A 20,102-nucleotide genomic window follows, 5' to 3' on the forward strand; every position below is an offset into this window, starting at 1 on the left:
CCAGTACTGGGGGGCGCGTTGGCCCGATTTGGCGGCGGGTGGCGTCACGATACCAGTATCCGTCGGTCAAAGAAAAAAGGCGGTGGTTCTGAAAACCACCGCCTTCTGAGGGGTCCCCGCCTCGGCCGCTGGGTCGGCATCCTGAACCCAAGTGAGGTTCAGAGTGGCTGCGGAAGTCGCATTTTGGGTACATCACCCACTCAGGGAGTCCAGGCAGAACCAAGACTATGAATGCGGTGACGCGCTCGCCCACACGACATAATCCCGCACCATGCAATGCATATCGGTTCAAGGAGTTATGACCCTCACGAACCAGGCAGGGAAACTGTCAAACGTCTGACTTTATATTCACCTTACGCTGCGAGCAGCTGGGGTGATGTCAGACGTTTGCCGTTTCGAAACAGGATGGGATGAAAACGGCGGTCGGGCGCGATAACCTGACCTGTATGCTGCACCGGTAAGGCGTTTGTGCAGTCTGGCTACACTATACACCGCGTCGTCAGGCATACCAAGTTCGGCATGTTGCATCGTTACATTTTCAACACCGGACATCGGCCAAATCCGACATTGCGCCATCGGCTTCACATGCCTGTCATGTGCGGCCGATGCGGTGTGATTTCAAGTCCGGCCAGATCCGTCCGATGTCGATGTCAGCCCGGCGCGCGCGGGTCGGTGCCCACGTGCGCGTACTGCCGCAGTGCCTCGTCGGCGCGCTCGTTCAGCTCGCGGATGCGGGCGCGCACGGCGTCCACGGGAATCTGCCCGTCCTCCTCCTGCTTGCGGCGCATGGCCAGCAGGTCCGAGGCGATGCTGATGGCCGCCATCACGGCCACGCGCTCCACGCCCTTGGCGGAGACGTTGCCCTTGAGCTTGTTCATCTGGTTGTCCACCAGCGCCACCGCCTCCAGCAGCGCGGCTTCGTTGTCTGGCGCGATGGCGAAGCGGTAGGGCTGCCCCGCGATGTTCACTTCGACTTGCTTATTGCTCATGCGTGTTCTCCGGGGGCGGGGTGCGCGCCGCTGGCATCGGGGTCCGAGCCGGTGGCCGGGGCGCCTTCGCCCAGCAGGTCGAGCTGGCGCGCATCGCTGGCCGTGGGCAGCTTGTCCAGAATCGACTGGATGCGCAGCTGGGCTTCCTCGATCTTGATATTGAGCAGTTCGCGGTCGGCCGCCATGGATTCGCGGTCCGTGCGCAACTGGCTCGCCTCGGCCCGCAGGCGGTCGATCTCCGCGCGCAGCCGCTGGTTTTCCGCCGCCAGGGTGTCTGCGTGATGCAGCACGCGCCCGATCTTGGCGGCCAGTTGTTCGAGTTCGTTGAGCATAGTGCCTGTCTGTCCGATGGAATGTGGGTCAGGTTTCGGGATTCTAGCCGATGCCGGATCGGCCACGTCGTCAACGAGACGTTTCTGACTGCAGCGTCGCCAGGAAGTTGCATCGATCGTCACGCAACGTGCGGGTAACCGGCCCCGGAGTGGACGGTTCCGCACCACGTCCGCCAGATTGACGGCCCCGGTGAAACTGCCTACACTCGCGCACGTTCCAGGTGCTCGCGACCCTGCCCACAGGGCCGCAGTTCAACGGGAAACAGGGAGTCCGGGGCGCGCCGCGCGCTGGGCCAACCTGTGCTGCCCCCGCAACGGTAAGCGACCGCGCGCGCGCCATGCGCCGCGCAAGGGCCTGCCAGCATGCCACTGATCCACCCCGCCATTTGACGGGGATCCAGCGATCGGGAAGGCGGCCGGCCTGATGTCGTCAGCCCGGATACCGGCCTGAACGCGGGCGCACCGCTCCACAGCGGCGCGCCACTTCGCCACAAGGCCCGCGGGGACGGGCCCGGCCGTACTTCCATCCATCCAGCAACATGCGTTCCTCGCTCCACAGGCAGACCGCCGCGACCCAGCCGCCGGTCCGCCCGCGCGTGCCCGCCATCCTGGCGGCCATCGCCGCCTTCGTGCCCGCCCTTGTACCCGCTTTCTACCCCGCCATGGTCCACGCGCAAGCCGCGCCGGATGCCAGCGGCGCCGCCCCCGGCCAGACGCTCGCGCCGGTGGTCGTCACCGCCTCGCGCACCGCGCAGGCCGTGACCGAGGCGCTGCCGCACACCACGGTGGTCACTCAGGAAGACATCGTCAACACCCAGGCGCCGGACCTGCGCTCGCTGCTGCGCGGCCAGGCGGGCGTGGAGTTCGCCACCACGGGCGGCATGGGCGCCAACACCACGCTGTTCATGCGCGGCGCCAATTCCAACCAGGTGCTGATCCTGGTGGATGGCGTGCGCATCGCCGGTGCCAGCGGCGGCACCGCGCAGCTCAGCAATATCCTGCCGGACCAGATCGACCATATCGAGGTGGTGCGCGGCAACGTCTCGGCCCTGTACGGCTCCGACGCCATCGGCGGCGTGGTGCAGATCTTCACCAAGAGCGGCGCCGGCCAGGCCCCGGCGGCCAACGCTTCGGTGGAGTACGGCAGCAACAACACGCGCCAGGGCACGGTCGGCTATGGCGGGCAGGTGGGCGACACCTCGTTCAACGTCACTGGGTCGATCTTCAAGACCGACGGCTATTCGTCGATCGACGCCGCGAAATGGAATCGCGACAACCCCACGCGCGCCCGGCAGGGCATCGGCCCGAACCCGGCCGACAACCCGTACGAGAACAAGAGCGTCTCCGGCCAGGTGAAGCACAAGTTCAGCCAGGACTGGGACGCCGGCGTGGCCGCGTACTACTCCAACAGCCAGCTGTCGTACGACAGCACCAGCGGCAAGCCGACCGACGACCTGCGCATGGATAGCGAGCTGTACACGCTGTCCGCCTTCGTCAACGGCAAGCTGCTGCCCGACTGGCGCACCCATTTCAAGGTCGCCCAGAGCGAGGACCGCGCCGAAACCACCAAGAACGGCCTGTTCGACAGCCTGTTCAGCACGCGCTCGCGCCAGTTCAACTGGCAGAACGAGTACGCGCTGACGCCTGACCACACGCTGCTGTTCGGCACCGACTACCTCCAGCAGGAACTGTCGTCCAGCGCCTACAACGCGCCCATCCGCAATGTGTTCTCGGTCTACGGCGGCTACGAAGGCAAGATCGGCCGCCACCAGCTGCAGCTGAACGCGCGCAACGACCATTATTCGGACTTCGGCAACCAGGGCAGCTTCTTCGCCGGCTATGGCTTCCACCTGACCCAGGCGGTCAAGCTGATCGCCAACGTCAGCAACGCCTTCCGCGCGCCGACCTTCAACGAACTCTATTACCCGAACTTCGGCCAGCCGAACCTCCAGCCGGAGCGCGCGAAGTCGGCCGAGCTGGGCGTGCAGGTGGAGACTGCCGCCACCGGGTTGCTGCGCGTGACCGCGTTCGAGACCCGCTACAACGACCTGATCGTCTCCACGCAGCAGGCCAACGGGCTGTTCCTGGCGCAGAACGTCAACAAGGCCAAGGTGCAGGGGGTGGAGGCGTCCTGGCGCGCCAACCTGCTCGGCACCGATGTCGGCGCCAGCGTGACCTTCCAGAATCCGGTCGATGAGACCAACGGCACCCAGTTGCTGCGCCGCGCGCGCCGCCATGCGTCGTTCGATGTGGGCCGGAATTTCGGCGATTTCCGATTCGGGGGCGAGTGGCTGGTGTCGTCGTCGCGGATGGACAACGGCTCGCGCCGGCTGGGCGGATACGGTATCTTGAACCTCACCGCCCGCTACAACATCGACAAGCAATGGTTCGTCGCCGCCCGCGTGGAAAACCTGTTCGACAAGAACTACCAGCTCGCCTATCCGTACGCCACGCAGGGCCGGGCGGGGTTCGTCACGCTGGGATGGCGCCAGAAATGAGGCCCGGCAAGGCGCCGCGCCCGGGCGGGGTCCGCCATGGCTGAGGCGCGCCGCGCGCTGGCCGTCTGGCTGGTCCTCGCCCTGGCGGGGCTGGCCGTGTTCGGCCTGTCGCTCGCGCTGGGCAGCGTATCGCTCGATGCCTCGCAGCTCTGGCAGGCCCTGACCGCCACCGATGCCGGCATGGCCGGGGCGATTGTCAGGGAATTGCGACTCCCCCGTGCCGTCGCCGCGTTCGCGTGCGGCGGCCTGCTGGCGCTCTCTGGCGCGCTGATGCAGGTGCTGCTGCGCAACCCGCTGGCCGAGCCCTATGTATTAGGCGTCTCGGGCGGCGCCGCCACCGGCGCGTTACTGGCGATGCTGCTGATGCTGCCGCTGTGGACCGTGCAGGCCGGCGCCGCCGGCGGGGCGCTGCTGTCGATGGTGCTGGTGGCTTCGCTGGCGCGCCGGGACCTGCTGCACCCGCGCGTGCAGGGCGGCCACCACGAGGCGGGCGCCCGCCTGCTGCTGACCGGCGTGATCCTGGCCGCCGGCTGGGGCGCGCTGATCACGCTGATCCTGGCCATCGCGCCGGAATCGCGGCTGCGCGGCATGCTGTTCTGGCTGACGGGCGACCTCGGCGGCACCGCCAGCTACGGCGCCGCGCTGGCCACGCTGGCCGTGGCGCTGGCGCTGGCCATGCCGATGGCCCGCTCGCTCAACGTGATGCTGCTCGGCGAGACCGTGGCGCAATCGCTGGGCGTGCAGGTGGGCCGGGTACGGCTGGCCACCTTCCTGATCGCCTCGTTCGCCATCGCGGCGGCGATCACCACGGCGGGGTCGATCGGCTTCGTCGGCCTGGTCGTGCCGCATATGGTGCGGCTGGCCTGGGGCAACGACCAGCGGCTGCTGCTGCCGGCCTCGGTGCTGCTGGGCGGCACATTGCTGATGGCGGCGGATCTGATCGCCCGTACCGTGATCGCCCCGACCCAACTGCCGGTGGGCGTGATTACCGCGCTGCTCGGCGTGCCGACCTTCCTTTATCTGTTGCTGCGGAGGCCGCGATGAACCATTGGTCTACGCCGCTCGCGCCTTGTCCCAGCCTGCACCTGCGCGATGTCGCCCTGCGCACCGGGTCGCGCGTGCTGGTGGAGCATCTGTCGATGGCCATCGCGCCGGGCGAGTTCTGGTGCGTGGTCGGCCCCAATGGCGTGGGCAAGTCCACGCTGATGGGCGTGCTGGCCGGCCTGCGCGCGCCCGAGGGCGGCGAGGTCTGCATCGACGACATCCCGGTCACCCGCGCCGCGCCAGCCGCGCTCGCCCGCCAGCGCGCCTACCTGCCGCAGGCCGTGCACGACACCTTCTCGATGGCCGTGCAGGACGCCGTGCGCGTGGGACGTCATCCGCACATGAGCGGCTGGGGCTGGGGCCAGGGCGACGATGACCGCGTGGTGCGCGACGTCATGACCGAACTCGACCTCGACGCCCTGACCACGCGCGATGTCCTCACGCTCTCCGGCGGCGAGCGCCAGCGCGTGTCGCTGGCCGCCGCCATGGCCCAGCAGGCGCCGCTGCTGCTGCTCGACGAGCCGGTGGCCCACCTCGACCTGCGCCACCAGATCCTCGTGCTGGAACTGCTGCGCCGCCTGACCACGGCAGGCCGCCACGCGGCCGTCGTGATCCTGCACGATCTCAACCTGGCGCGCCGCTACGCCACGCATGCGCTGCTGATGTCCGAAGACGGTCAGGCGCTGCACGGCTCCGCGCCGGAAGTCCTCACCCCCGCGCAGTGCTCCCGCGCGCTGCGCACCCCCATCGTCAGCGTCAGCGACGGCCTCCATACGGCGCTGATTCCCGATGGGATGACTGGAAATTCGTAAATGAGCGATATCGACAACAACCCGCCGGACACCCCGGAAACGCCCGACACCCCAGACGATGCCGGCCGCGACGCCCGCCACAAGGCCCGCATGGCGCGCAAGAAGGAAGTGGTGGACGCCAAGATCTCCGCCGCGCAGACCGAGCGCGGCGTGATCGTGATCACCACCGGCAACGGCAAGGGCAAGTCCAGCTCGGGTTTCGGCATGGTCGTGCGCGCGATGGGCCACGGCATGCGCACGGGCGTGGTGCAGTTCATCAAGGGCGCCATCCCGAGCGGCGAGGAGATGTTCCTCCAGCGTTTTCCGGAAGCCTGCGAGTTCCACGTGATGGGCGAGGGCTACACCTGGGAGACCCAGGACCGCGCGCGCGACGTGGCCAAGGCCGAGGCCGCCTGGGAAATCGCCCGGCGCATGCTGCAGGATCCGGCCATCGGGCTGGTCCTGTTCGATGAACTGAATATCGCGCTGAAGCTGCACTACCTCGACGTGGAGCAGGTCATTGCCGACCTGCGCGCCCGTCCGCCGATGCAGCACGTGGTCATTACCGGCCGCGGCGCGCCGCCGGCGCTGGTCGAGGCCGCCGACACCGTGACCGAGATGACCCCGGTCAAGCACGCGTTCCAGCAGGGTATCAAGGCCCAGCGCGGCGTAGAAATGTAAAGACACTGCGGAAATGACGATGTCCACCTTCACCGACACCCCCCTGCAACTTCCCCCGATCGCCCCGCTCGATGACTCGCTGCGTGCCGCGCTCCAGGCCGCCATCGATGACAAGACCAAGCCGCCCGGCTCGCTGGGCCGGCTGGAGTCGCTGGCGATGCAGATCGGCCTGATCCGGGGCGAGACCCAGCCGGTGCTGACCCGCCCGACCATCATCGTTTTTGCCGGCGATCATGGCGTGGCCGAAGCCGGCGTGAGCGCTTTCCCGCCCGAAGTCACGGCCCAGATGGTGCTGAACTTCCTCGGCGGCGGCGCGGCGATCAATGTCTTCACGCGCCAGCACGGCATGGTGCTGGAAGTGGTGGATGCCGGCGTGCGCGCGCCGCTGCCGGCCGCGCCGGGTCTGGTCAACTGCCGCGTGGCGGACGGCACGCGCAATTTCGTCGAGGAAGCCGCGATGACGCCGGCGCAGGCTGGCGCGGCCATCCAGGCCGGCATGGCGCGCGTGCTGCGCCATGCGGAGCAGGGCACCAATGTGATCGGTTTCGGCGAGATGGGTATCGCCAACACCTCCGCCGCCGCCTGCCTGATGAGCCGGCTGACCGGCCTGCCGCTGGCCGACTGCGCCGGGCGCGGCACCGGGCTGGACGACGCCGGCGTGGCCCGCAAGCGCGAGATCCTCGAGCGCGCGCTGGCCCGCCACGCCGAGGTCACCGCGCCGCTGGACGTGCTGGCCACCTTCGGCGGCTTCGAGATCGCGGCGATGACCGGCGCCTACCTGGCCGCCGCCGCCTGCCGCATGGTGATTCTGGTCGATGGCTTCATCGCCTCCGCCGCGCTGCTGGTGGCGGCACGGATCGACCCGACCGTGCTCCAGTACTGCGTGTTCTCGCATTGTTCCGATGAGCGCGGCCACAAGGCCCTGCTGGCCGAGTTCGGCGCCGAACCGCTGCTGGCCCTGAACCTGCGCCTGGGCGAAGGCACCGGTGCGGCGCTGGCGTGGCCGCTGGTGGCGTCGGCGGCGGCGTTCCTTAAGGAAATGGCGACGTTCAGCGGTGCCGGCGTGAGCCCCGGCGCGGCCTGATCGGAATCCGGAAAACCCGACCATGGCCGACGAACTGCGCTTCTTCCTGACCGCCCTCGGCTACTTCACGCGCGTGCCGTTGCCGCAGCGGCTGGCCGGCTGGGTCGGCTTCCAGCCGCACTACCTCAACGCGGCGGCGCGCTACTTTCCGCTGGTGGGTCTGCTGGTGGGCGTGGCCGGCGCGCTGGTCACCTGGGGCGCGCTGGCGTTGTGGAGCGCGCCCGTGGCGGTGGCGCTGGGCATGATCGCCACGCTGCTGCTGACCGGCGCGTTCCATGAGGATGGTCTGGCCGATTGCGTGGATGCCTTCGGCGGCGGCTATCGGCGCGAGGACGTGCTGGCCATCATGCACGACTCGCGCGTGGGCGCCTTCGGGGCCATCGCCATCGTCATGGCGCTGCTGCTCAAGTGGCAACTGCTGCTGGCCACGGGCGAGGCGGGCGGGCTGGCCGTGCTGCTGGCGGTGCTGGTGGCCGGCCATGGCGCGAGCCGGGCGATGGCCATCTCCTTCCTCGCCACGCACGACTATGTGCGCGCGGAGGGCAAGGCCAAGCCGGTGGCGCAGCGGCTGGCCGGGGCCGGGTTGCTGTTCGCGCTGGTCTGCGGCGTGGCGCCGCTGGCGCTGCTCGGGCCGACATTCGCGGGCGTGGCCATCGTCGTGCTGGTTGTCGTGCGCGCGGCGCTGGGCGCGTACTTCGTGCGCCGGCTGGGCGGCTATACCGGCGATTGCCTCGGCATGGCGCAGCAATGCAGCGAACTGTCGATCTACCTCGTGGCGGCCGCATGGACGTGGTCCTGATCCGCCACGCCCGGCCGGAAGTGGCGCCGGGCATCTGCTACGGCGCGCTGGACCTCGCGCTGGCGCTGCCCGTCTCGCCGCCCGCCGAGCGGATCGTCGCCACGCTGGACGGTCTGCGGCCGGACCGCATCCTGACGAGCCCGGCGGCCCGCGCGCGCGACACGGCGTCGGCCTTGTCCCACGGCATCGACACCCGCATCCATCCGGAAATCGAACCGCGCCTGCGGGAGCTGGACTTCGGCCAGTGGGAAGGGCGGGAGTGGGCGACCATCGACCGCGCCGATCTCGATCACTGGGCGGCCAACCTGATGGCGGCGCGTCCGCACGGCGGCGAGAGCGCCGCGCAGGTCATGGCGCGCGTGGTGGACTGGGCCGGATCGCTGCCGGCCGACGCCGGGGGCTGCCTCTGGGTGGTGACCCACGCCGGCCCCATCCGCATGCTGGCTGCGCACTGGCTGGGCCTGCCGCTGGCGCGCACGCTGGGGTGGGAATTGGGCTTTGGGGCCACGTGCCGCTTCCATCTGGATGGTGCGGATGGCATGGGCGCACGGCTCGGCTGGTGGAACCGGCTGTCGAACTAGATCGAATTCGGTCGAACGAGTACGAATCTGAGTCAGGACGGCCGGCGCGAGCGCGCGATATCGAGATCCTTGCAGATCTCGGCCGCGCCCTGCACCACGCGCGGGCCGGCGCGGTTGACCAGGTCACCGTCGATGATGAACAGGTTGTTGCGCGCCACCGCCGTCACCGACTTCCATTTTTCCCACATCGAGAAATCCGCCAGCGGCTTGTCCGGCCGCGTGGCGCCGATGCCCGCCGTCATCATCGCCTCGGGGTTGCCGGCCACCACCGCTTCCACGGACACGGTCGGCACCAGCGGCGGCTCGCTCCCGAACAGGTTGCGCCCGCCGCACAGCGCCAGCATGTCGCTGACCATATGCTGGCCGTTCAGCGTCATCAGCGGCTGCTGCCAGACCTGATAGAAGACCGTCACCGGCGGCCGGTTGGCGTAGGTCTTGCGCAGCGTCTCCACCTGCTGGCGGAAGTCCGCGGCGGCGCGCGTGGCCACCGGGCCGGTATCCATCAGCTTGCCGAGCTTCTCCAGGTTTTCCGGGATCGATTCGAGCTTGCGCGGCTCGCTGTAGAACAGCGGGAGGCCCAGCGCGCGCAGGCGGTCGGTCTGCTTCTGCGCGTTGCCGTGGCGCCAGACCACGATCAGGTCCGGCTTCAGCGCGGCAATCCGTTCGAGGTCCAGCGCCTTGTTGTCGCCCACGCGCGGCAGGTCGCGCGCCTGCGGCGGGTAGTCGCTGTAGGAGACCGTGCCGACGATGCGGTCGCCGCCGCCAGCGGCGTAGAGCAGCTCCGTTACATGCGGCGCCAGCGAGACGATGCGGCGCGCGGGCTGGGCCAGCGTCACGGTGTTGCCGGCATCGTCGATGACCGAAACGGCCGCGTGGGCGGTGGAGGTCAGGAGCGCGGCAAGCAGGGCCAGCGCGGCGGTGGACTTCGTCATGTCAGGGTGCGAGAGAGGAGGTGGCGTCGGCCAGCGCGCGGTCAAGCCGGCGCCAGCAGGGTTCGTCATCGGGTGGCAGGCCCAGGCGCAGGCTGGCGGGGCAGCCGCCGGCCGCATCGAACAGCCGGGTCCACACGCCTTGCTGCGCCAGCGCCGCGTGCAGGGCCGGCGCGCGGGCATCGGGGATCCAGCTGAACAGCGGCTGTGACACCGGGGCCAGCCCGTGTTCGCGCAGCAGCATGGCCAGCCGCTGGCCAGCGGCGGCGAGCCTGACGCGCGCGGCGTGCTGCCAATCGGCATCGGTGAGGGCATGCTGGGCGACGGCGCGCGCCGGTCCGGAGACGGTCCAGTGGCCGAGCTGATCGCCAAGTGCCGCGAGCAGGTCCGGCGCCGCGAACACGAAGCCGCAGCGCACGCCCGCCAGCCCGTAGAACTTGCCGAGCGAGCGCAGCACGACGAGGCCCGGCGCGGCGGCGTCCGCCACCAGCGACGGCGCGGCCAGCGCATCCATGAAGGCTTCGTCCACGACCAGCGTGCCGTGCCGGGCCGCCACTTGCCGATGCCAGTGGCGCAGCGTCTGCGCCGGCAGCAGCCGTGCGGTGGGGTTGTTCGGATTCACGACCACCAGATGGTCGAGGTCATCGGCCAGATCGACCCGGGCGAAATCGGCTTCATCGAGCGGCACGACCGTGTGCCCGGCCAGCGCGAACGCCGGGGCGTACTCGCTGTACCCGAGCGCGGCAATGCCCACCCGCCCGGGCCGCAGCAGGCGCGGCAGCGTGCGGATGGCCGCCTGCGAGCCGGCGACCGGCAACGCGTGCGCACCGCCGTAGGCGCGCGCGGCGATGTCCGCCAGGGCGTCGTCATCCTGCGGCAGCCGTTGCCAGACCTCGGCGGGCAGCGGCGGCACCGGGTAGCCGTCCGGATTGATGCCCGTGGACAGGTCGAGCCATTCGGCCACGGGCCGGCCATAACGGCGCGCGGCGGCGAGCAGGTTGCCGCCATGGCGGATCGGGGCGATGGCGGTCATGGGGCCATCCCCATCGTCATCGCCAGCGGCACGCTCAGCATCGCCAGCCCGAGCCAGAGCCACAGCGTGCGTTGCACCAGCCGCAGGCAGGCATCGACATGGGCCGCGCCGGGCCGCTCGCCCAGGCCGAGGGGCGGGCGCTCCTCCCACTCGCCGTGATAGCGCGCGCCGCCACCGAGCGCCACGCCCACCGCGCCGGCGCCGGCCGCCATCACCGGACCCGCGTTGGGGCTGGACCACGCGGGCGCCTGCGTGCGCCAGCAGCGCAGCGCCTGCCCGGTAGCGCCGAGCAGCGCATAGGTCAGCGCGGTCAGCCGGGCGGGGATCAGGTTGAGGCCATCGTCGATCCGCGCGGCGGCCCAGCCGAAATGCAGCAGGCGCGGCGTGCGATAGCCCCACATCGCGTCGAGCGTATTGGCGAGCCGGAACACGATCACCGCCGGGGCGCCGCCGATAAAGAACCAGAACAGCGCGCCGAAGATCGCATCGTTGCCGTTTTCCAGCGCCGATTCGCAGGCGGCGCGGGCCAGCGCCTCGGCGTCGGCATCGGTGGTGTCGCGGGAGACGATGCGCGCGGTCAGCCGGCGGGCATCGACCAGGTCATGGCGCGCCAGCGCGGCGGCAATCGGCGCGATGTGCTGCGTCAGACTGCACGCGCCCAGCGCCGCGTAGAGCGCCACCGCGTGCAGCGCCCAGGCCAGCGCCGGGTGCGCCTGCTGCGCAAGCGCGACCAGCCCCCAGGCCAGTGCGGCCGGCACGAGCACCATCGTCGCCCAGGCCAGCAGTCCGGCGGTGCGTTGGCGTAGTGAGGAACATGCGGGGCGATTAAGACGCGCTTCCAGCGCGGCGGCCAGACGGCCGAAGCCGACCAGCGGATGCCAGCGGCGCGGCTCGCCCAGCCAGCGGTCCAGCAGCACGCCGGCGAGCGCGGCGGCCACGCAGGCCGCCCAGGACATCATCAACATGGTGGGAAGATCACGCGGGGTCGGCGCCCTTGACCGCAACCGGAATGCCGGCCACGAGCAGGCGCACGCGGTCTGCGGCGGCGGCCAGCTTCTGGTTCAGGCGGCCCAGTTCGTCCACGTAGAAACGGGTGATGGCGCCCGTGGGCACCACGCCGAAGCCGATCTCGTTGGAGACCAGGATCACGTGGCCCGGCAGCATCGGCAGCGCGGTGAGCAGCGCGTCGATTTCCTCGGTGAAGGCGGGCGGTGGGGTAATCACGCCGTACTCGGGGTAGGCGCGGTTCTCGTCGAAGATCAGGTTGTTGAGCCAGAGCGTGACGCAATCGACGAGGATGCAGCCGTCATGGCGCGCGTGCGCGTAAAGGGCGTCGGCTAGGTGTACCGGCTCCTCCACCAGCGCCCAGTCGGCCGGGCGGCGGGCGCGGTGCAGCGCGATGCGCAGCTCCATTTCCTCGTCGGCCGGCTCGGCGTCATGGCGCGCGGTGGCGATGTAGGTCACCGGGCCGCACGTCAGCGTGGCGTGGTCCGTGGCGAGCTGTTCGGCGAAATGGCTCTTGCCCGAGCGCGCCCCGCCCAGCACCAGCGTGAGCATGCGCGGGACCGCCGTACCGGCCTGCGGCTGCGGCGCGGTCTCCGTCTCGGGCGTGCTGGCAACGGCGGCGCCGGCCGACGCGGGGTCGGCGGGTCCGGTGATGCCGAGTGACTTGGCGATGGCCTTGGTTTCCATCCGGCGTATTGTAGCGGCGGCATGCGGTGCCCGCACGCATGGAACTTGCAGGGCCACCGCGCGTGGCGCACCGGCCGGGCAACGACGCTGCGATAATCGCGCCATGCAATCGAAAACTATTTCCAGCGCTGCGCCGCTGGCCGGCGGGCGTGCCCTGCGCGGCACCCTGATGGTCCAGGGCACCACCTCCGATGCAGGCAAGAGCACCATCGTCGCCGGGCTGTGCCGCGTGCTGGCGCGCGCCGGTGCGGCGGTGGTGCCGTTCAAGCCGCAGAACATGGCGCTGAACAGCGCGGTGACCGTCGATGGCGGCGAGATCGGCCGCGCGCAGGCGTTGCAGGCGCAGGCGGCGGGGCTCGCCCCCCATACGGACATGAACCCGGTGCTGCTCAAGCCGAGCAGCGACATCGGCGCGCAGGTCATCATCCACGGCCGCGCGCGCATGGACCTGGACGCCCGCGCCTATCACGCCTACAAGCCGCAGGCGATGGCCGCCGTGCTGGAGAGCCACGACCGCCTGAAACAGGCGTACGAAGTGGTGCTGGTGGAGGGCGCCGGCAGCCCCGCCGAAATCAACCTGCGCGACCGCGACATCGCGAACATGGGGTTTGCCGAGCGGGTGGACTGCCCGGTGGTGCTGGTGGCCGATATCGACCGGGGCGGCGTGTTTGCCCATCTGGTGGGTACGCTCGATTGCCTGTCCGAGACCGAGCGCGCGCGCGTGACCGGTTTCATCATCAACCGCTTCCGGGGGGATATCCGCCTGCTGGAGCCGGGGCTTGACTGGCTTACCGCGCGCACCGGCAAGCCGGTGTTCGGCGTGCTGCCTTACCTGCACGGGCTGCATCTCGATGCCGAGGACGCGATCATCGACGCCCAGCCCGCCCGGGAAGGCGATGACGTGCTGCGCGTGATCGTGCCGGTGCTGCCGCGTATCTCGAACCATACGGATTTCGATGCCCTGCGCGCCCATCCCGGCGTGGACCTGCGTTTCATCGGCCCGGGCATGCCGGTGCCGCCGGCGGACCTTGTGATCCTGCCCGGCAGCAAGAGCGTGCGCGCGGACCTGGCCTTCCTGCGCGCCAACGGCTGGGACCACGCGCTGGCGCGGCATCTGCGCTATGGCGGCAAGCTGATCGGCATCTGCGGCGGCATGCAGATGCTGGGCCGGCGGATTCATGACCCGGACGGCCGTGAAGGCCCGGCCGGCAGCAGCGATGGCCTCGGCTGGCTCGACTTCGACACCACGCTGGCCCCGGAAAAGCAGTTGCGGCAGGTCGGCGGCCGGTTGGCCGGCGACGACGCGGCGCCGGTACGCGGCTACGAGATCCACCTCGGCGTGACCGAGGGGCCGGCGCTGGATCGGCCCGCTTTGTGGCTGGAAGACAACATTTCGGGCGATGGGGCCGGGCGGCCCGATGGCGCCCGTTCGGACGACGATCAGGTGCTGGCGACCTACGTCCACGGCCTGTTCGACGACCCCGCCGCGTGCGGCGCGCTGTTGCGCTGGGCCGGTTTGCGGCACGCGGAGGGGGTGGACCTCGACGCGCTGCGGGAGGCATCGATCGACCGGCTGGCGGACACCATGGCCGCCCATCTCGACCTGGCTGCGTTGCTCGGACCGCTTTCAGGGCAGTCCTGACCATTCAGTCCGGGGCGCCGAGCCGGTAGACTATCGCAGCCATCGGTTCCTGGAGCTTTTCATGCCGGTAGTCGTGATCGCGAATCCCAAGGGCGGCGTGGGCAAGACCACGCTGGCCACCAATCTGGCGGGCTATTTCGCCCGCCACGGCCATGCCGTGATGCTGGGCGACACGGATCGCCAGCAGTCCTCGCGCGCCTGGCTGGGGCTGCGTCCGGCCGCCGCGCCGCCCATCCGCACCTGGGAAATCAATGGCGATCACATCGCCCGGCCACCCAAGGGCACCACCCACGTGGTGCTGGACACCCCGGCCGGCCTGCACGGCTGGCGCTTCGGCGATGTCATGAAGCTGGCGCACCGCGTGGTGGTGCCGCTGCAGCCGTCGATGTTCGACATCCTCGCCACCCAGGACTTCCTCACCAAGCTGGCCGATGAAAAGCGCGTGCGCCACGGCGAGGTAGCCGTCGGCGTGATCGGCATGCGCGTGGACATGCGCACGCGCGCGGCCGAGCAATTGCAACGATTTGTCGAAGGTCTTGGCTTGCCGGTGCTCGGCTACCTGCGCGATACGCAGAACTACGTGCAACTGGCCGCGCACGGGCTGACGCTGTGGGACGTGGCGCCGTCACGCGTGGCGCGGGATTGGGAGCAGTGGCAGCCGATTTTGCACTGGCTCGATGGGGGTTCGGCGATGCAGCCGGCCGCGCCTTCCCCTTCAGCCGCCTGAACTCCCGGTCAGCCGTCGCAGCAGCGCGTCCACATCGACCCACGTCACCCGGCGGATCGGCACCATCAGGTCGGTGCCGGGGAACGGGTCGTCGAAACTCGCCGATTCCTCGCCGCCCAGCGCCTGGTAGAACGCCCGCGCCTGGGCGTTGCCATCCAGCACATAGAGAAACAGGGGCTTGCCGGGCCATTCGTAGGCCACGCGCGCGGCGCAGTGCGTCATTAGCCGCTTGCCGAGGCCGAAGCCCTGGTAATCGGCCATCACATGGAGGTTGTCGAGGTAGATGCCGTAGCCCGGTTCGGCCAGCGGCATCAGGCAACTGAAGCCGGCCGGCTTGCCGTCCACGCGCAGGATGGTGACGATCAGCGGCGCCTCGGCGTCCTCCAGCATGCGTGCGCGCCAGGTGGCGAGGCGCTCGGCCGGGGCGTGGTCTTCGAGGTATTCGGTGGGAATCAGGCCGCCATAGGCGCGGCGCCAGCTGTCAGTGTGCAGCGCGGCCAGCAGGTCCGCGTCAGCGGCCGTGGCGGGGGTGAGTTCGATATCGGACATGGCGGGGCAGGTGTGGGCGGCGCACGACGGCAACGCCACCGCACGACCACCGATCTTAACGTGCCACTGTTAGAATCGCGAATTCTTCGCATTTGCATTTGCGGGCTGCCCCACAGATGCCGAGCGGTCGCCTCCGGTGTGGTGGATCGGCACGTTATTTAGTGACTGATGCGGCACTCTACAATCCCCAATCCGCCCCTGACACCATGGTCTCCGGCCGTCTTCGTACCGTCTTCCTCAAGCTCCATCTCTATATCGGCCTGACTTTCGGCCTGTTGTTCGTGCTGATGGGCCTGACCGGTACCATGATTGCGTGGCGCGAGGAACTGGACACCTGGCTCAACCCGGACCTGCTCGTGGCGTCCTCGTCGGCGCGGATTCCGGTGGGTGCGGCCACGGTGGAGACGGTGACCGCCAAGCTGATGGCCGACCCGCAGTACGGCAAGCCGAACCTGCTGATGCTGCCCACGCACGAGCACGGCGTGTTCACCGCCTATTACCCGCTCAAGGGGCCCGAGGCCGGGCTGGGGCGCTCCCGGCAGGTGATGATCGATCCGATCACGTTGACCGTGAAGGGTGAGCGGTTCTGGGGCATTCCGGGGCTGTCGCGCCAGCAACTGATGCCGACGCTGTTCCACCTGCATCGCTACCTGCTGAGCGGCGAGACCGGCAAGACCATCACCGGCGTGGGCGGCATGATGCTGCTGATCCTGGTGCTGGTGGGGATCGTGCTGTGGCTGCCGAAGCTGACGGCGCGCGGGCTGAAGCAGTCGGTGCGCATTGCGCACGGCGGCTCGTGGTCGCGCTTCACCTACACGCTGCACCGGGCGGGCGGCATCTTCGTGGCGCCGGTGCTGGCCACCATCGCGTTCTCGGGCTGGTACCTGAATTTGCCGAAGTGGGTCACGCCGATCATCAGTAGCGTGATGACGGTGAGCCCCAACGACAAGCCGCAGTCGGCCACGCCGCCGGCTGGCGTGCACGCGATCACCCCGGCCCAGGCCATGACGGCCGCCCAGCGCGAGTATCCGAACGCGCTGGTCACGCGCATCGGCCTGCCCCGCAAGCCGGGCGATTCCTATGAGATGCGCGTGCGCCAGCCCGGCGAAGTCCGTAACGACAGCGGCTCCACGCGCCTCTGGCTGGACGCTTACACGGGCCAGCGCCTCGGCGCCCGCGACCCGCTGGCTGCGGAAACGCCGTCCGGCGACACCCTCATCACCTGGCTGTACCCGCTGCACTCCGGCGAAGCCTTCGGCACCCCGGGCCGCGCCTTCATCACCGCCTTCGGCCTGATCCCCCTGATCTTCGCCATCACCGGCGTGCTGATCTGGTGGAAACGCCGCAGCGGCCACCGCCGCCATCTGGCGCGGGAACGGGAGAGGATGCTGCGGGCGGGGTGAGCGGGGGGTTAGTTCATCGAGACACTGCGCAGCGGCGTGACGAGGCCAGCAAGCTCTCGCTCGGCCAGTTGCGCCGCGGCCAGCAGGCTGTCCCAGTCGTCGGGCGGATTGCCGTTCGCCAGCATCTTCGCGAACACGCGGTACGCATCGGTCTTGCTTTCGTAGGCGCGCTTGGTGGTCTCGTCGTTGACCCAGCCAAACACGATGACCTTCTGCTGCGCGTTGAAGCGGTAGAACAGCCGGTACTGCTGGAAGAACCGCGCGCGGCACCAGTGCTTGTGCGTGTCGCCCAGCGTCCCCCCGAGCCGGTATTCGGCGTTCGACGGGTCGGACGGAATCCTGTTCATCATCAACTCGAAGATCGCCCTGAGCCGCTTCGCGGCGTTCTTCTGCCGATAGCCTTCCGGATCTTTTCTTGCCAGCCCCTCGACGGTGATGGTCAGCGACGTCAGTTGATCGATGAACAACGGATGGGCGTACAACCGCCACCCGTTGACGACCGGGGTCTCGGTTTGCGGCTCTGCCATCAGTCTTCGTCCGGCAGCGGGGCGTCGAGGTCGATCCCGATTTGACGCGTGAGTTCGTCGATCCGGGCCAGCAGATCCACGCTCAGCGCACGCAGGCGTTCCGGATGCTGGGCGATGTCGCGCTCCAGCAGGTCCAGGAAGGGGGCGAGTGCCGGGTCATGGGATACCGTCGCGCCCGTTGCTCGCTGCATGACGACTTCGCCACTTGGCCGCACCACGTAACGGATCTTGTCGCGGCGCTCAAGTTTCAACGCGCGCCGGATGACGTCGGGCACGGTGGTCTGGAATCGGTCGGTCAGCGACGATTCCGCCTCGACAACGGCCTCCTCGGGGGCGTGGTACACGAGCGGCATGGTGGAACTCCTCAACACAATGCCGTCATGGTAATGCATTTGCATTACATGAGCAATGCAAATGCATTACCGATGGGCCGAAAAAAAGCCCGCGCAATGGCGGGCTCTCTTGCAGCAAGAAGCTGAAACCTCAAATCTCGAGGTTATCGATCAACCGCGTCGCGCCCAGTTTGGCGGCGGTCAGCACGACCAGCGGTTCGCCGGCGGCGAATTCCTCGCGGGTGGGGGCTTGCAGGTTTTCGCGTTTGCGGATGGACACGTAGTCGGGCTTCCAGCCGCGCGCGGCCAGCTTGGTGACGGCATCGGCTTCCACCTGGAGCAGGTCGACCTTGTCGCCCGCGAGTACCGTATCGCGCACCTCATGGAGAGACTTATAGAGCATCGGTGCTTCGGCGCGCTCGGTCTCGGTCAGGTAGCGGTTGCGCGACGACAGCGCGAGCCCGTCCTCGGCGCGGATGGTTTCCGCCGGGATGATGTCGATCGGCAGCGCGAACTGCTTGACCATGCGGCGCACGATCATCAGCTGCTGGTAATCCTTCTTGCCGAACACGGCTACGCGCGGTTGGGCGCACGAGAACAGCTTCATCACCACCGTGCACACGCCCTTGAAGAAGCCGGGGCGGAACTCGCCTTCGAGGATGTCGCCCAGGTCGTGCGGCGGCTCCACGCGGTATTCCTGCGGCTCCGGGTACATGTCGCGCTCGGTGGGCGCGAACAGCACGTAGACGCCTTCCCTCTGCAGCTTTTCGATGTCGTCCTGCAGCGTGCGCGGGTACTTGTCGAAGTCCTCGTTCGGGCCGAACTGCAGCCGGTTGACGAAGATCGATGCCACCACCGGGTCGCCATGCTGGCGGGCCAGGCGCATCAGCGACAGGTGGCCTTCATGCAGGTTGCCCATGGTGGGGACAAACGCCGCGCGATTCTGCCCGCGCAACTGGTCCCGCAGCTCTTGGATAGAGGAAATGACTTTCATGTACGTGGTGTGCTGTCGTGGTAGGAGAGCGCCCGGGTGCGTGCCCGGGGTGCACCGGCTCTTGAAATCGCTGAAACGGGGGATGGCCGGTTGTCGGCGGATTGTAGAGCATCCGCGCCATTCGAAATGCCGCCTCGGCGGCTTGACCCGTGGGAATCAGGTCGGCGTGTACGTCAATCGCACATAAATTGGTGCGAACGGCTCGGCCTGCGTGATCTCGACGAGGGCCTCGCGGGACAGTTCCAGCATGGCGATGAAGTTCACCACCACCACCGGCACGCCCTTGCCGGAGCGGATGGCGTCGTCGAACAGTTCGGTGAACTCCATGAACCTGGAGTGCTGCAAACGCCGCAGGATCTGGCTCATGTGCTCGCGCACGGAGAGTTCCTCGCGCGAGATCTTGTGATGCTGGTTGAGCTTGGCGCGCCGGAGCACGTCAGCCCAGGCGGACTGCAGGTCAATCGTTTCCACGTCCGGGAAACGCGGCGACAGGCTCTGCTCGATATAGACCTGCGAGCGCAGGAAGTCGCGGCCGAGTTGCGGCACGGTGTCCAGCCGCTGCGCGGCCAGCTTCATCTGCTCGTATTCGAGCAGGCGGCGGACCAGTTCGGCGCGGGGATCCTCGGCTTCGTCGTCGCTGTCGGCCTTCTTCACCGGCAGCAGCATGCGCGACTTGATCTCGATCAGCATCGCGGCCATCAGCAGGTATTCGGCAGCCAGCTCGAGGTTGGTCTTGCGGATCTGCTCGATGTACAGAAGATACTGACGCGTCACCTGGGACATCGGGATGTCCAGCACGTTGAAGTTCTGCCTGCGGATCAGGTACAGCAAGAGGTCCAGCGGCCCTTCGAATGCTTCCAGGAAGATCTCGAGCGCGTCGGGCGGGATGTAGAGGTCCTGCGGCAGCTTGAACAGCGGCTCGCCGTACAGGCGCGCGAAGGCCATGCCGTCGACCATGTCGCCGGGGCTGGTTGAGGCCGCACCGCCGGCGGGCGCCACGGTTGGCAGCTCCACGGGCAGCGTCAGCTTTTCCTGCGCGTCTTTCTCGCTCGGATGCATCCGGGTCAGGTCGGGTTCGGGATCGGGCGGGCCGGGATCGGGCTCAATCGGGCTTAGTTGCCCGACGAGTACACATACGGCTTCTGGGCCACGCGCGAGTCGTTGGCGCGGGCGCGTTCCTCGAGGTCGATCGGGGTCTTGTCCCACAGCAGGGCGCGGCCTTCGCGCTGCTCGGCTTCAAGGGCAGGACGTTCCTGCTTGAGCGTCTTGATGAACTGGGTGATTTCCGATTCGTACATGGCCATGATGAAACTCGCCGCCCGGTGGCGGAGTGGGGGAATAGTGGGGCACGATTTTACCGTATCGGCGACCGGGCAAGGAGGAATCGGCGGACGATGTCCGGGGCGCGAACCGGGAAGCGGCCCCGGGCGCCGGTTTCCGGTGTAATTTGACGCGATTCCGGCGTCGGACGCGGG

22 protein-coding genes, 1 other RNA gene and 1 riboswitch are annotated in these 20,102 nt (G+C 68.7%); of the genes, 10 read left to right on the forward strand and 13 right to left on the reverse strand.

All coding sequences use genetic code 11. The features are described 5' to 3' along the window. Positions 1-109 precede the first annotated feature (109 nt). The 3 genes from ssrS to AC1EJR_RS02180 all read right to left on the reverse strand — a co-directional run bounded on the left by ssrS (position 110) and on the right by AC1EJR_RS02180 (position 1,321). Positions 110-326: non-coding RNA, 6S RNA (gene ssrS, locus AC1EJR_RS02170), on the reverse strand. Positions 327-650: 324 nt separating this feature from the next. Further along, a complete protein-coding gene (locus tag AC1EJR_RS02175; RefSeq protein WP_092290740.1) occupies positions 651-989 on the reverse strand; it encodes a cell division protein ZapA in 339 nt (112 codons plus the stop codon). After that, entirely contained in the window at positions 986-1,321 is a 336-nt protein-coding gene (locus tag AC1EJR_RS02180; RefSeq protein WP_092290738.1) for a hypothetical protein, read from the reverse strand. The genes AC1EJR_RS02175 and AC1EJR_RS02180 overlap by 4 nt, the downstream gene beginning before the upstream one ends. Positions 1,322-1,522: 201 nt before the next feature. Beyond that, a riboswitch (cobalamin riboswitch) is annotated at positions 1,523-1,786 on the forward strand. Positions 1,787-1,860: 74 nt separating this feature from the next. Here AC1EJR_RS02180 and AC1EJR_RS02185 point away from each other — a divergent pair. The 7 genes from AC1EJR_RS02185 to cobC are packed head-to-tail and all read left to right on the forward strand — an operon-like array spanning position 1,861 to position 8,799. After that, on the forward strand, positions 1,861-3,819 hold the full coding sequence (locus AC1EJR_RS02185; RefSeq protein ID WP_477112801.1) for a TonB-dependent receptor plug domain-containing protein: 1,959 nt from the start codon (positions 1,861-1,863) through the stop codon (positions 3,817-3,819). 36 nt (positions 3,820-3,855) lie between these two features. Next, positions 3,856-4,863, forward strand: coding sequence for a FecCD family ABC transporter permease (locus tag AC1EJR_RS02190; protein WP_092290734.1), 1,008 nt, complete (start codon positions 3,856-3,858; stop codon positions 4,861-4,863). Further along, positions 4,860-5,675 carry an ABC transporter ATP-binding protein gene (locus tag AC1EJR_RS02195; protein WP_092290732.1) on the forward strand — a complete coding sequence of 272 codons (816 nt, stop codon included), beginning with the start codon at positions 4,860-4,862 and terminating at the stop codon, positions 5,673-5,675. Before AC1EJR_RS02190 ends, AC1EJR_RS02195 begins: the two co-directional genes overlap by 4 nt. Then, positions 5,676-6,335, forward strand: a complete 660-nt coding sequence (cobO, locus tag AC1EJR_RS02200) for a cob(I)yrinic acid a,c-diamide adenosyltransferase (protein ID WP_092290730.1) — start codon at positions 5,676-5,678, stop codon at positions 6,333-6,335. 19 nt (positions 6,336-6,354) lie between these two features. Continuing rightward, positions 6,355-7,419 carry a nicotinate-nucleotide--dimethylbenzimidazole phosphoribosyltransferase gene (gene cobT / locus AC1EJR_RS02205; protein WP_477112802.1) on the forward strand — a complete coding sequence of 355 codons (1,065 nt, stop codon included), beginning with the start codon at positions 6,355-6,357 and terminating at the stop codon, positions 7,417-7,419. A 22-nt stretch (positions 7,420-7,441) separates the two neighbouring features. Beyond that, positions 7,442-8,218 (forward strand): adenosylcobinamide-GDP ribazoletransferase, encoded by a 777-nt coding sequence (locus AC1EJR_RS02210; protein WP_454757308.1) that lies wholly within the window; start codon positions 7,442-7,444, stop codon positions 8,216-8,218. Further along, entirely contained in the window at positions 8,203-8,799 is a 597-nt protein-coding gene (gene cobC / locus AC1EJR_RS02215; RefSeq protein WP_092290725.1) for an alpha-ribazole phosphatase family protein, read from the forward strand. Before AC1EJR_RS02210 ends, cobC begins: the two co-directional genes overlap by 16 nt. Before the next feature lie 32 nt (positions 8,800-8,831). Here cobC and AC1EJR_RS02220 read toward each other — a convergent pair whose 3' ends face one another. From AC1EJR_RS02220 to cobU, 4 genes are read right to left on the reverse strand one after another with little or no spacing between them, the layout of a single operon-like run. Next, positions 8,832-9,731 (reverse strand): cobalamin-binding protein, encoded by a 900-nt coding sequence (locus AC1EJR_RS02220; RefSeq protein ID WP_092290723.1) that lies wholly within the window; start codon positions 9,729-9,731, stop codon positions 8,832-8,834. A 1-nt stretch (position 9,732) separates the two neighbouring features. Then, on the reverse strand, positions 9,733-10,761 hold the full coding sequence (gene cobD, locus AC1EJR_RS02225) for a threonine-phosphate decarboxylase CobD (RefSeq protein WP_092290721.1): 1,029 nt from the start codon (positions 10,759-10,761) through the stop codon (positions 9,733-9,735). Further along, the gene (gene cbiB, locus AC1EJR_RS02230; RefSeq protein WP_477112804.1) at positions 10,758-11,726 is read right to left on the reverse strand and encodes an adenosylcobinamide-phosphate synthase CbiB; all 969 of its coding nucleotides are present in this window, start codon (positions 11,724-11,726) and stop codon (positions 10,758-10,760) included. The genes cobD and cbiB overlap by 4 nt, the downstream gene beginning before the upstream one ends. A 10-nt stretch (positions 11,727-11,736) precedes the next feature. Continuing rightward, on the reverse strand, positions 11,737-12,453 hold the full coding sequence (cobU, locus tag AC1EJR_RS02235) for a bifunctional adenosylcobinamide kinase/adenosylcobinamide-phosphate guanylyltransferase (RefSeq protein WP_092290717.1): 717 nt from the start codon (positions 12,451-12,453) through the stop codon (positions 11,737-11,739). Positions 12,454-12,622: 169 nt separating this feature from the next. Between cobU and AC1EJR_RS02240 the strand changes: the two genes are divergently transcribed. Together AC1EJR_RS02240 and AC1EJR_RS02245 are read left to right on the forward strand one after the other, a co-directional pair. After that, on the forward strand, positions 12,623-14,095 hold the full coding sequence (locus tag AC1EJR_RS02240; protein ID WP_477112918.1) for a cobyric acid synthase: 1,473 nt from the start codon (positions 12,623-12,625) through the stop codon (positions 14,093-14,095). A 61-nt stretch (positions 14,096-14,156) separates the two neighbouring features. Then, a complete protein-coding gene (locus AC1EJR_RS02245) occupies positions 14,157-14,822 on the forward strand; it encodes a nucleotide-binding protein (RefSeq protein ID WP_441590713.1) in 666 nt (221 codons plus the stop codon). On the opposite strand, the gene AC1EJR_RS02250 is transcribed toward AC1EJR_RS02245, so the two are convergent. Then, the gene (locus AC1EJR_RS02250; protein ID WP_454757306.1) at positions 14,811-15,371 is read right to left on the reverse strand and encodes a GNAT family N-acetyltransferase; all 561 of its coding nucleotides are present in this window, start codon (positions 15,369-15,371) and stop codon (positions 14,811-14,813) included. The two genes, AC1EJR_RS02245 and AC1EJR_RS02250, sit on opposite strands and share 12 nt — an antisense overlap. Before the next feature lie 206 nt (positions 15,372-15,577). Here AC1EJR_RS02250 and AC1EJR_RS02255 point away from each other — a divergent pair, with 206 nt between their 5' ends. Then, entirely contained in the window at positions 15,578-16,774 is a 1,197-nt protein-coding gene (locus tag AC1EJR_RS02255; protein ID WP_441590709.1) for a PepSY-associated TM helix domain-containing protein, read from the forward strand. 8 nt (positions 16,775-16,782) lie between these two features. On the opposite strand, the gene AC1EJR_RS02260 is transcribed toward AC1EJR_RS02255, so the two are convergent. The 5 genes from AC1EJR_RS02260 to AC1EJR_RS02280 all read right to left on the reverse strand — a co-directional run bounded on the left by AC1EJR_RS02260 (position 16,783) and on the right by AC1EJR_RS02280 (position 19,931). Next, a complete protein-coding gene (locus AC1EJR_RS02260) occupies positions 16,783-17,301 on the reverse strand; it encodes a type II toxin-antitoxin system YhaV family toxin (protein WP_092290709.1) in 519 nt (172 codons plus the stop codon). Further along, entirely contained in the window at positions 17,301-17,654 is a 354-nt protein-coding gene (locus AC1EJR_RS02265) for a type II toxin-antitoxin system PrlF family antitoxin (protein WP_441590707.1), read from the reverse strand. The genes AC1EJR_RS02260 and AC1EJR_RS02265 overlap by 1 nt, the downstream gene beginning before the upstream one ends. A 130-nt stretch (positions 17,655-17,784) precedes the next feature. Further along, on the reverse strand, positions 17,785-18,627 hold the full coding sequence (gene panC, locus AC1EJR_RS02270; protein ID WP_441590705.1) for a pantoate--beta-alanine ligase: 843 nt from the start codon (positions 18,625-18,627) through the stop codon (positions 17,785-17,787). Between the two features lie 156 nt (positions 18,628-18,783). Beyond that, positions 18,784-19,686, reverse strand: a complete 903-nt coding sequence (locus tag AC1EJR_RS02275; protein WP_092290703.1) for a segregation and condensation protein A — start codon at positions 19,684-19,686, stop codon at positions 18,784-18,786. A gap of 53 nt (positions 19,687-19,739) precedes the next feature. After that, the gene (locus tag AC1EJR_RS02280) at positions 19,740-19,931 is read right to left on the reverse strand and encodes a DUF3460 family protein (protein WP_092290701.1); all 192 of its coding nucleotides are present in this window, start codon (positions 19,929-19,931) and stop codon (positions 19,740-19,742) included. Positions 19,932-20,102 lie beyond the last annotated feature (171 nt).

The organism is Cupriavidus sp. 05T42, assembly GCF_056396345.1.

Excerpts from the sequence above, each read along its gene's own strand:
- cbiB (WP_477112804.1), bottom strand. The coding sequence starts at position 11,726 with ATGTTGATGATGTCCTGGGCGGCCTGCGTGGCCGCCGCGCTCGCCGGC.
- cobU (WP_092290717.1), bottom strand. The coding sequence starts at position 12,453 with ATGGAAACCAAGGCCATCGCCAAGTCACTCGGCATCACCGGACCCGCC.
- cobC (WP_092290725.1), top strand. The coding sequence starts at position 8,203 with ATGGACGTGGTCCTGATCCGCCACGCCCGGCCGGAAGTGGCGCCGGGC.
- AC1EJR_RS02245 (WP_441590713.1), top strand. The coding sequence starts at position 14,157 with ATGCCGGTAGTCGTGATCGCGAATCCCAAGGGCGGCGTGGGCAAGACC.
- AC1EJR_RS02275 (WP_092290703.1), bottom strand. The coding sequence starts at position 19,686 with ATGCATCCGAGCGAGAAAGACGCGCAGGAAAAGCTGACGCTGCCCGTG.
- AC1EJR_RS02210 (WP_454757308.1), top strand. The coding sequence starts at position 7,442 with ATGGCCGACGAACTGCGCTTCTTCCTGACCGCCCTCGGCTACTTCACG.
- AC1EJR_RS02175 (WP_092290740.1), bottom strand. The coding sequence starts at position 989 with ATGAGCAATAAGCAAGTCGAAGTGAACATCGCGGGGCAGCCCTACCGC.
- AC1EJR_RS02250 (WP_454757306.1), bottom strand. The coding sequence starts at position 15,371 with ATGTCCGATATCGAACTCACCCCCGCCACGGCCGCTGACGCGGACCTG.
- AC1EJR_RS02260 (WP_092290709.1), bottom strand. The coding sequence starts at position 17,301 with ATGGCAGAGCCGCAAACCGAGACCCCGGTCGTCAACGGGTGGCGGTTG.
- AC1EJR_RS02180 (WP_092290738.1), bottom strand. The coding sequence starts at position 1,321 with ATGCTCAACGAACTCGAACAACTGGCCGCCAAGATCGGGCGCGTGCTG.
- AC1EJR_RS02280 (WP_092290701.1), bottom strand. The coding sequence starts at position 19,931 with ATGGCCATGTACGAATCGGAAATCACCCAGTTCATCAAGACGCTCAAG.
- AC1EJR_RS02185 (WP_477112801.1), top strand. The coding sequence starts at position 1,861 with ATGCGTTCCTCGCTCCACAGGCAGACCGCCGCGACCCAGCCGCCGGTC.
- AC1EJR_RS02195 (WP_092290732.1), top strand. The coding sequence starts at position 4,860 with ATGAACCATTGGTCTACGCCGCTCGCGCCTTGTCCCAGCCTGCACCTG.
- panC (WP_441590705.1), bottom strand. The coding sequence starts at position 18,627 with ATGAAAGTCATTTCCTCTATCCAAGAGCTGCGGGACCAGTTGCGCGGG.
- cobT (WP_477112802.1), top strand. The coding sequence starts at position 6,355 with ATGTCCACCTTCACCGACACCCCCCTGCAACTTCCCCCGATCGCCCCG.
- AC1EJR_RS02240 (WP_477112918.1), top strand. The coding sequence starts at position 12,623 with ATGGTCCAGGGCACCACCTCCGATGCAGGCAAGAGCACCATCGTCGCC.
- AC1EJR_RS02255 (WP_441590709.1), top strand. The coding sequence starts at position 15,578 with ATGGTCTCCGGCCGTCTTCGTACCGTCTTCCTCAAGCTCCATCTCTAT.
- AC1EJR_RS02190 (WP_092290734.1), top strand. The coding sequence starts at position 3,856 with ATGGCTGAGGCGCGCCGCGCGCTGGCCGTCTGGCTGGTCCTCGCCCTG.
- cobD (WP_092290721.1), bottom strand. The coding sequence starts at position 10,761 with ATGACCGCCATCGCCCCGATCCGCCATGGCGGCAACCTGCTCGCCGCC.
- AC1EJR_RS02265 (WP_441590707.1), bottom strand. The coding sequence starts at position 17,654 with ATGCCGCTCGTGTACCACGCCCCCGAGGAGGCCGTTGTCGAGGCGGAA.
- cobO (WP_092290730.1), top strand. The coding sequence starts at position 5,676 with ATGAGCGATATCGACAACAACCCGCCGGACACCCCGGAAACGCCCGAC.
- AC1EJR_RS02220 (WP_092290723.1), bottom strand. The coding sequence starts at position 9,731 with ATGACGAAGTCCACCGCCGCGCTGGCCCTGCTTGCCGCGCTCCTGACC.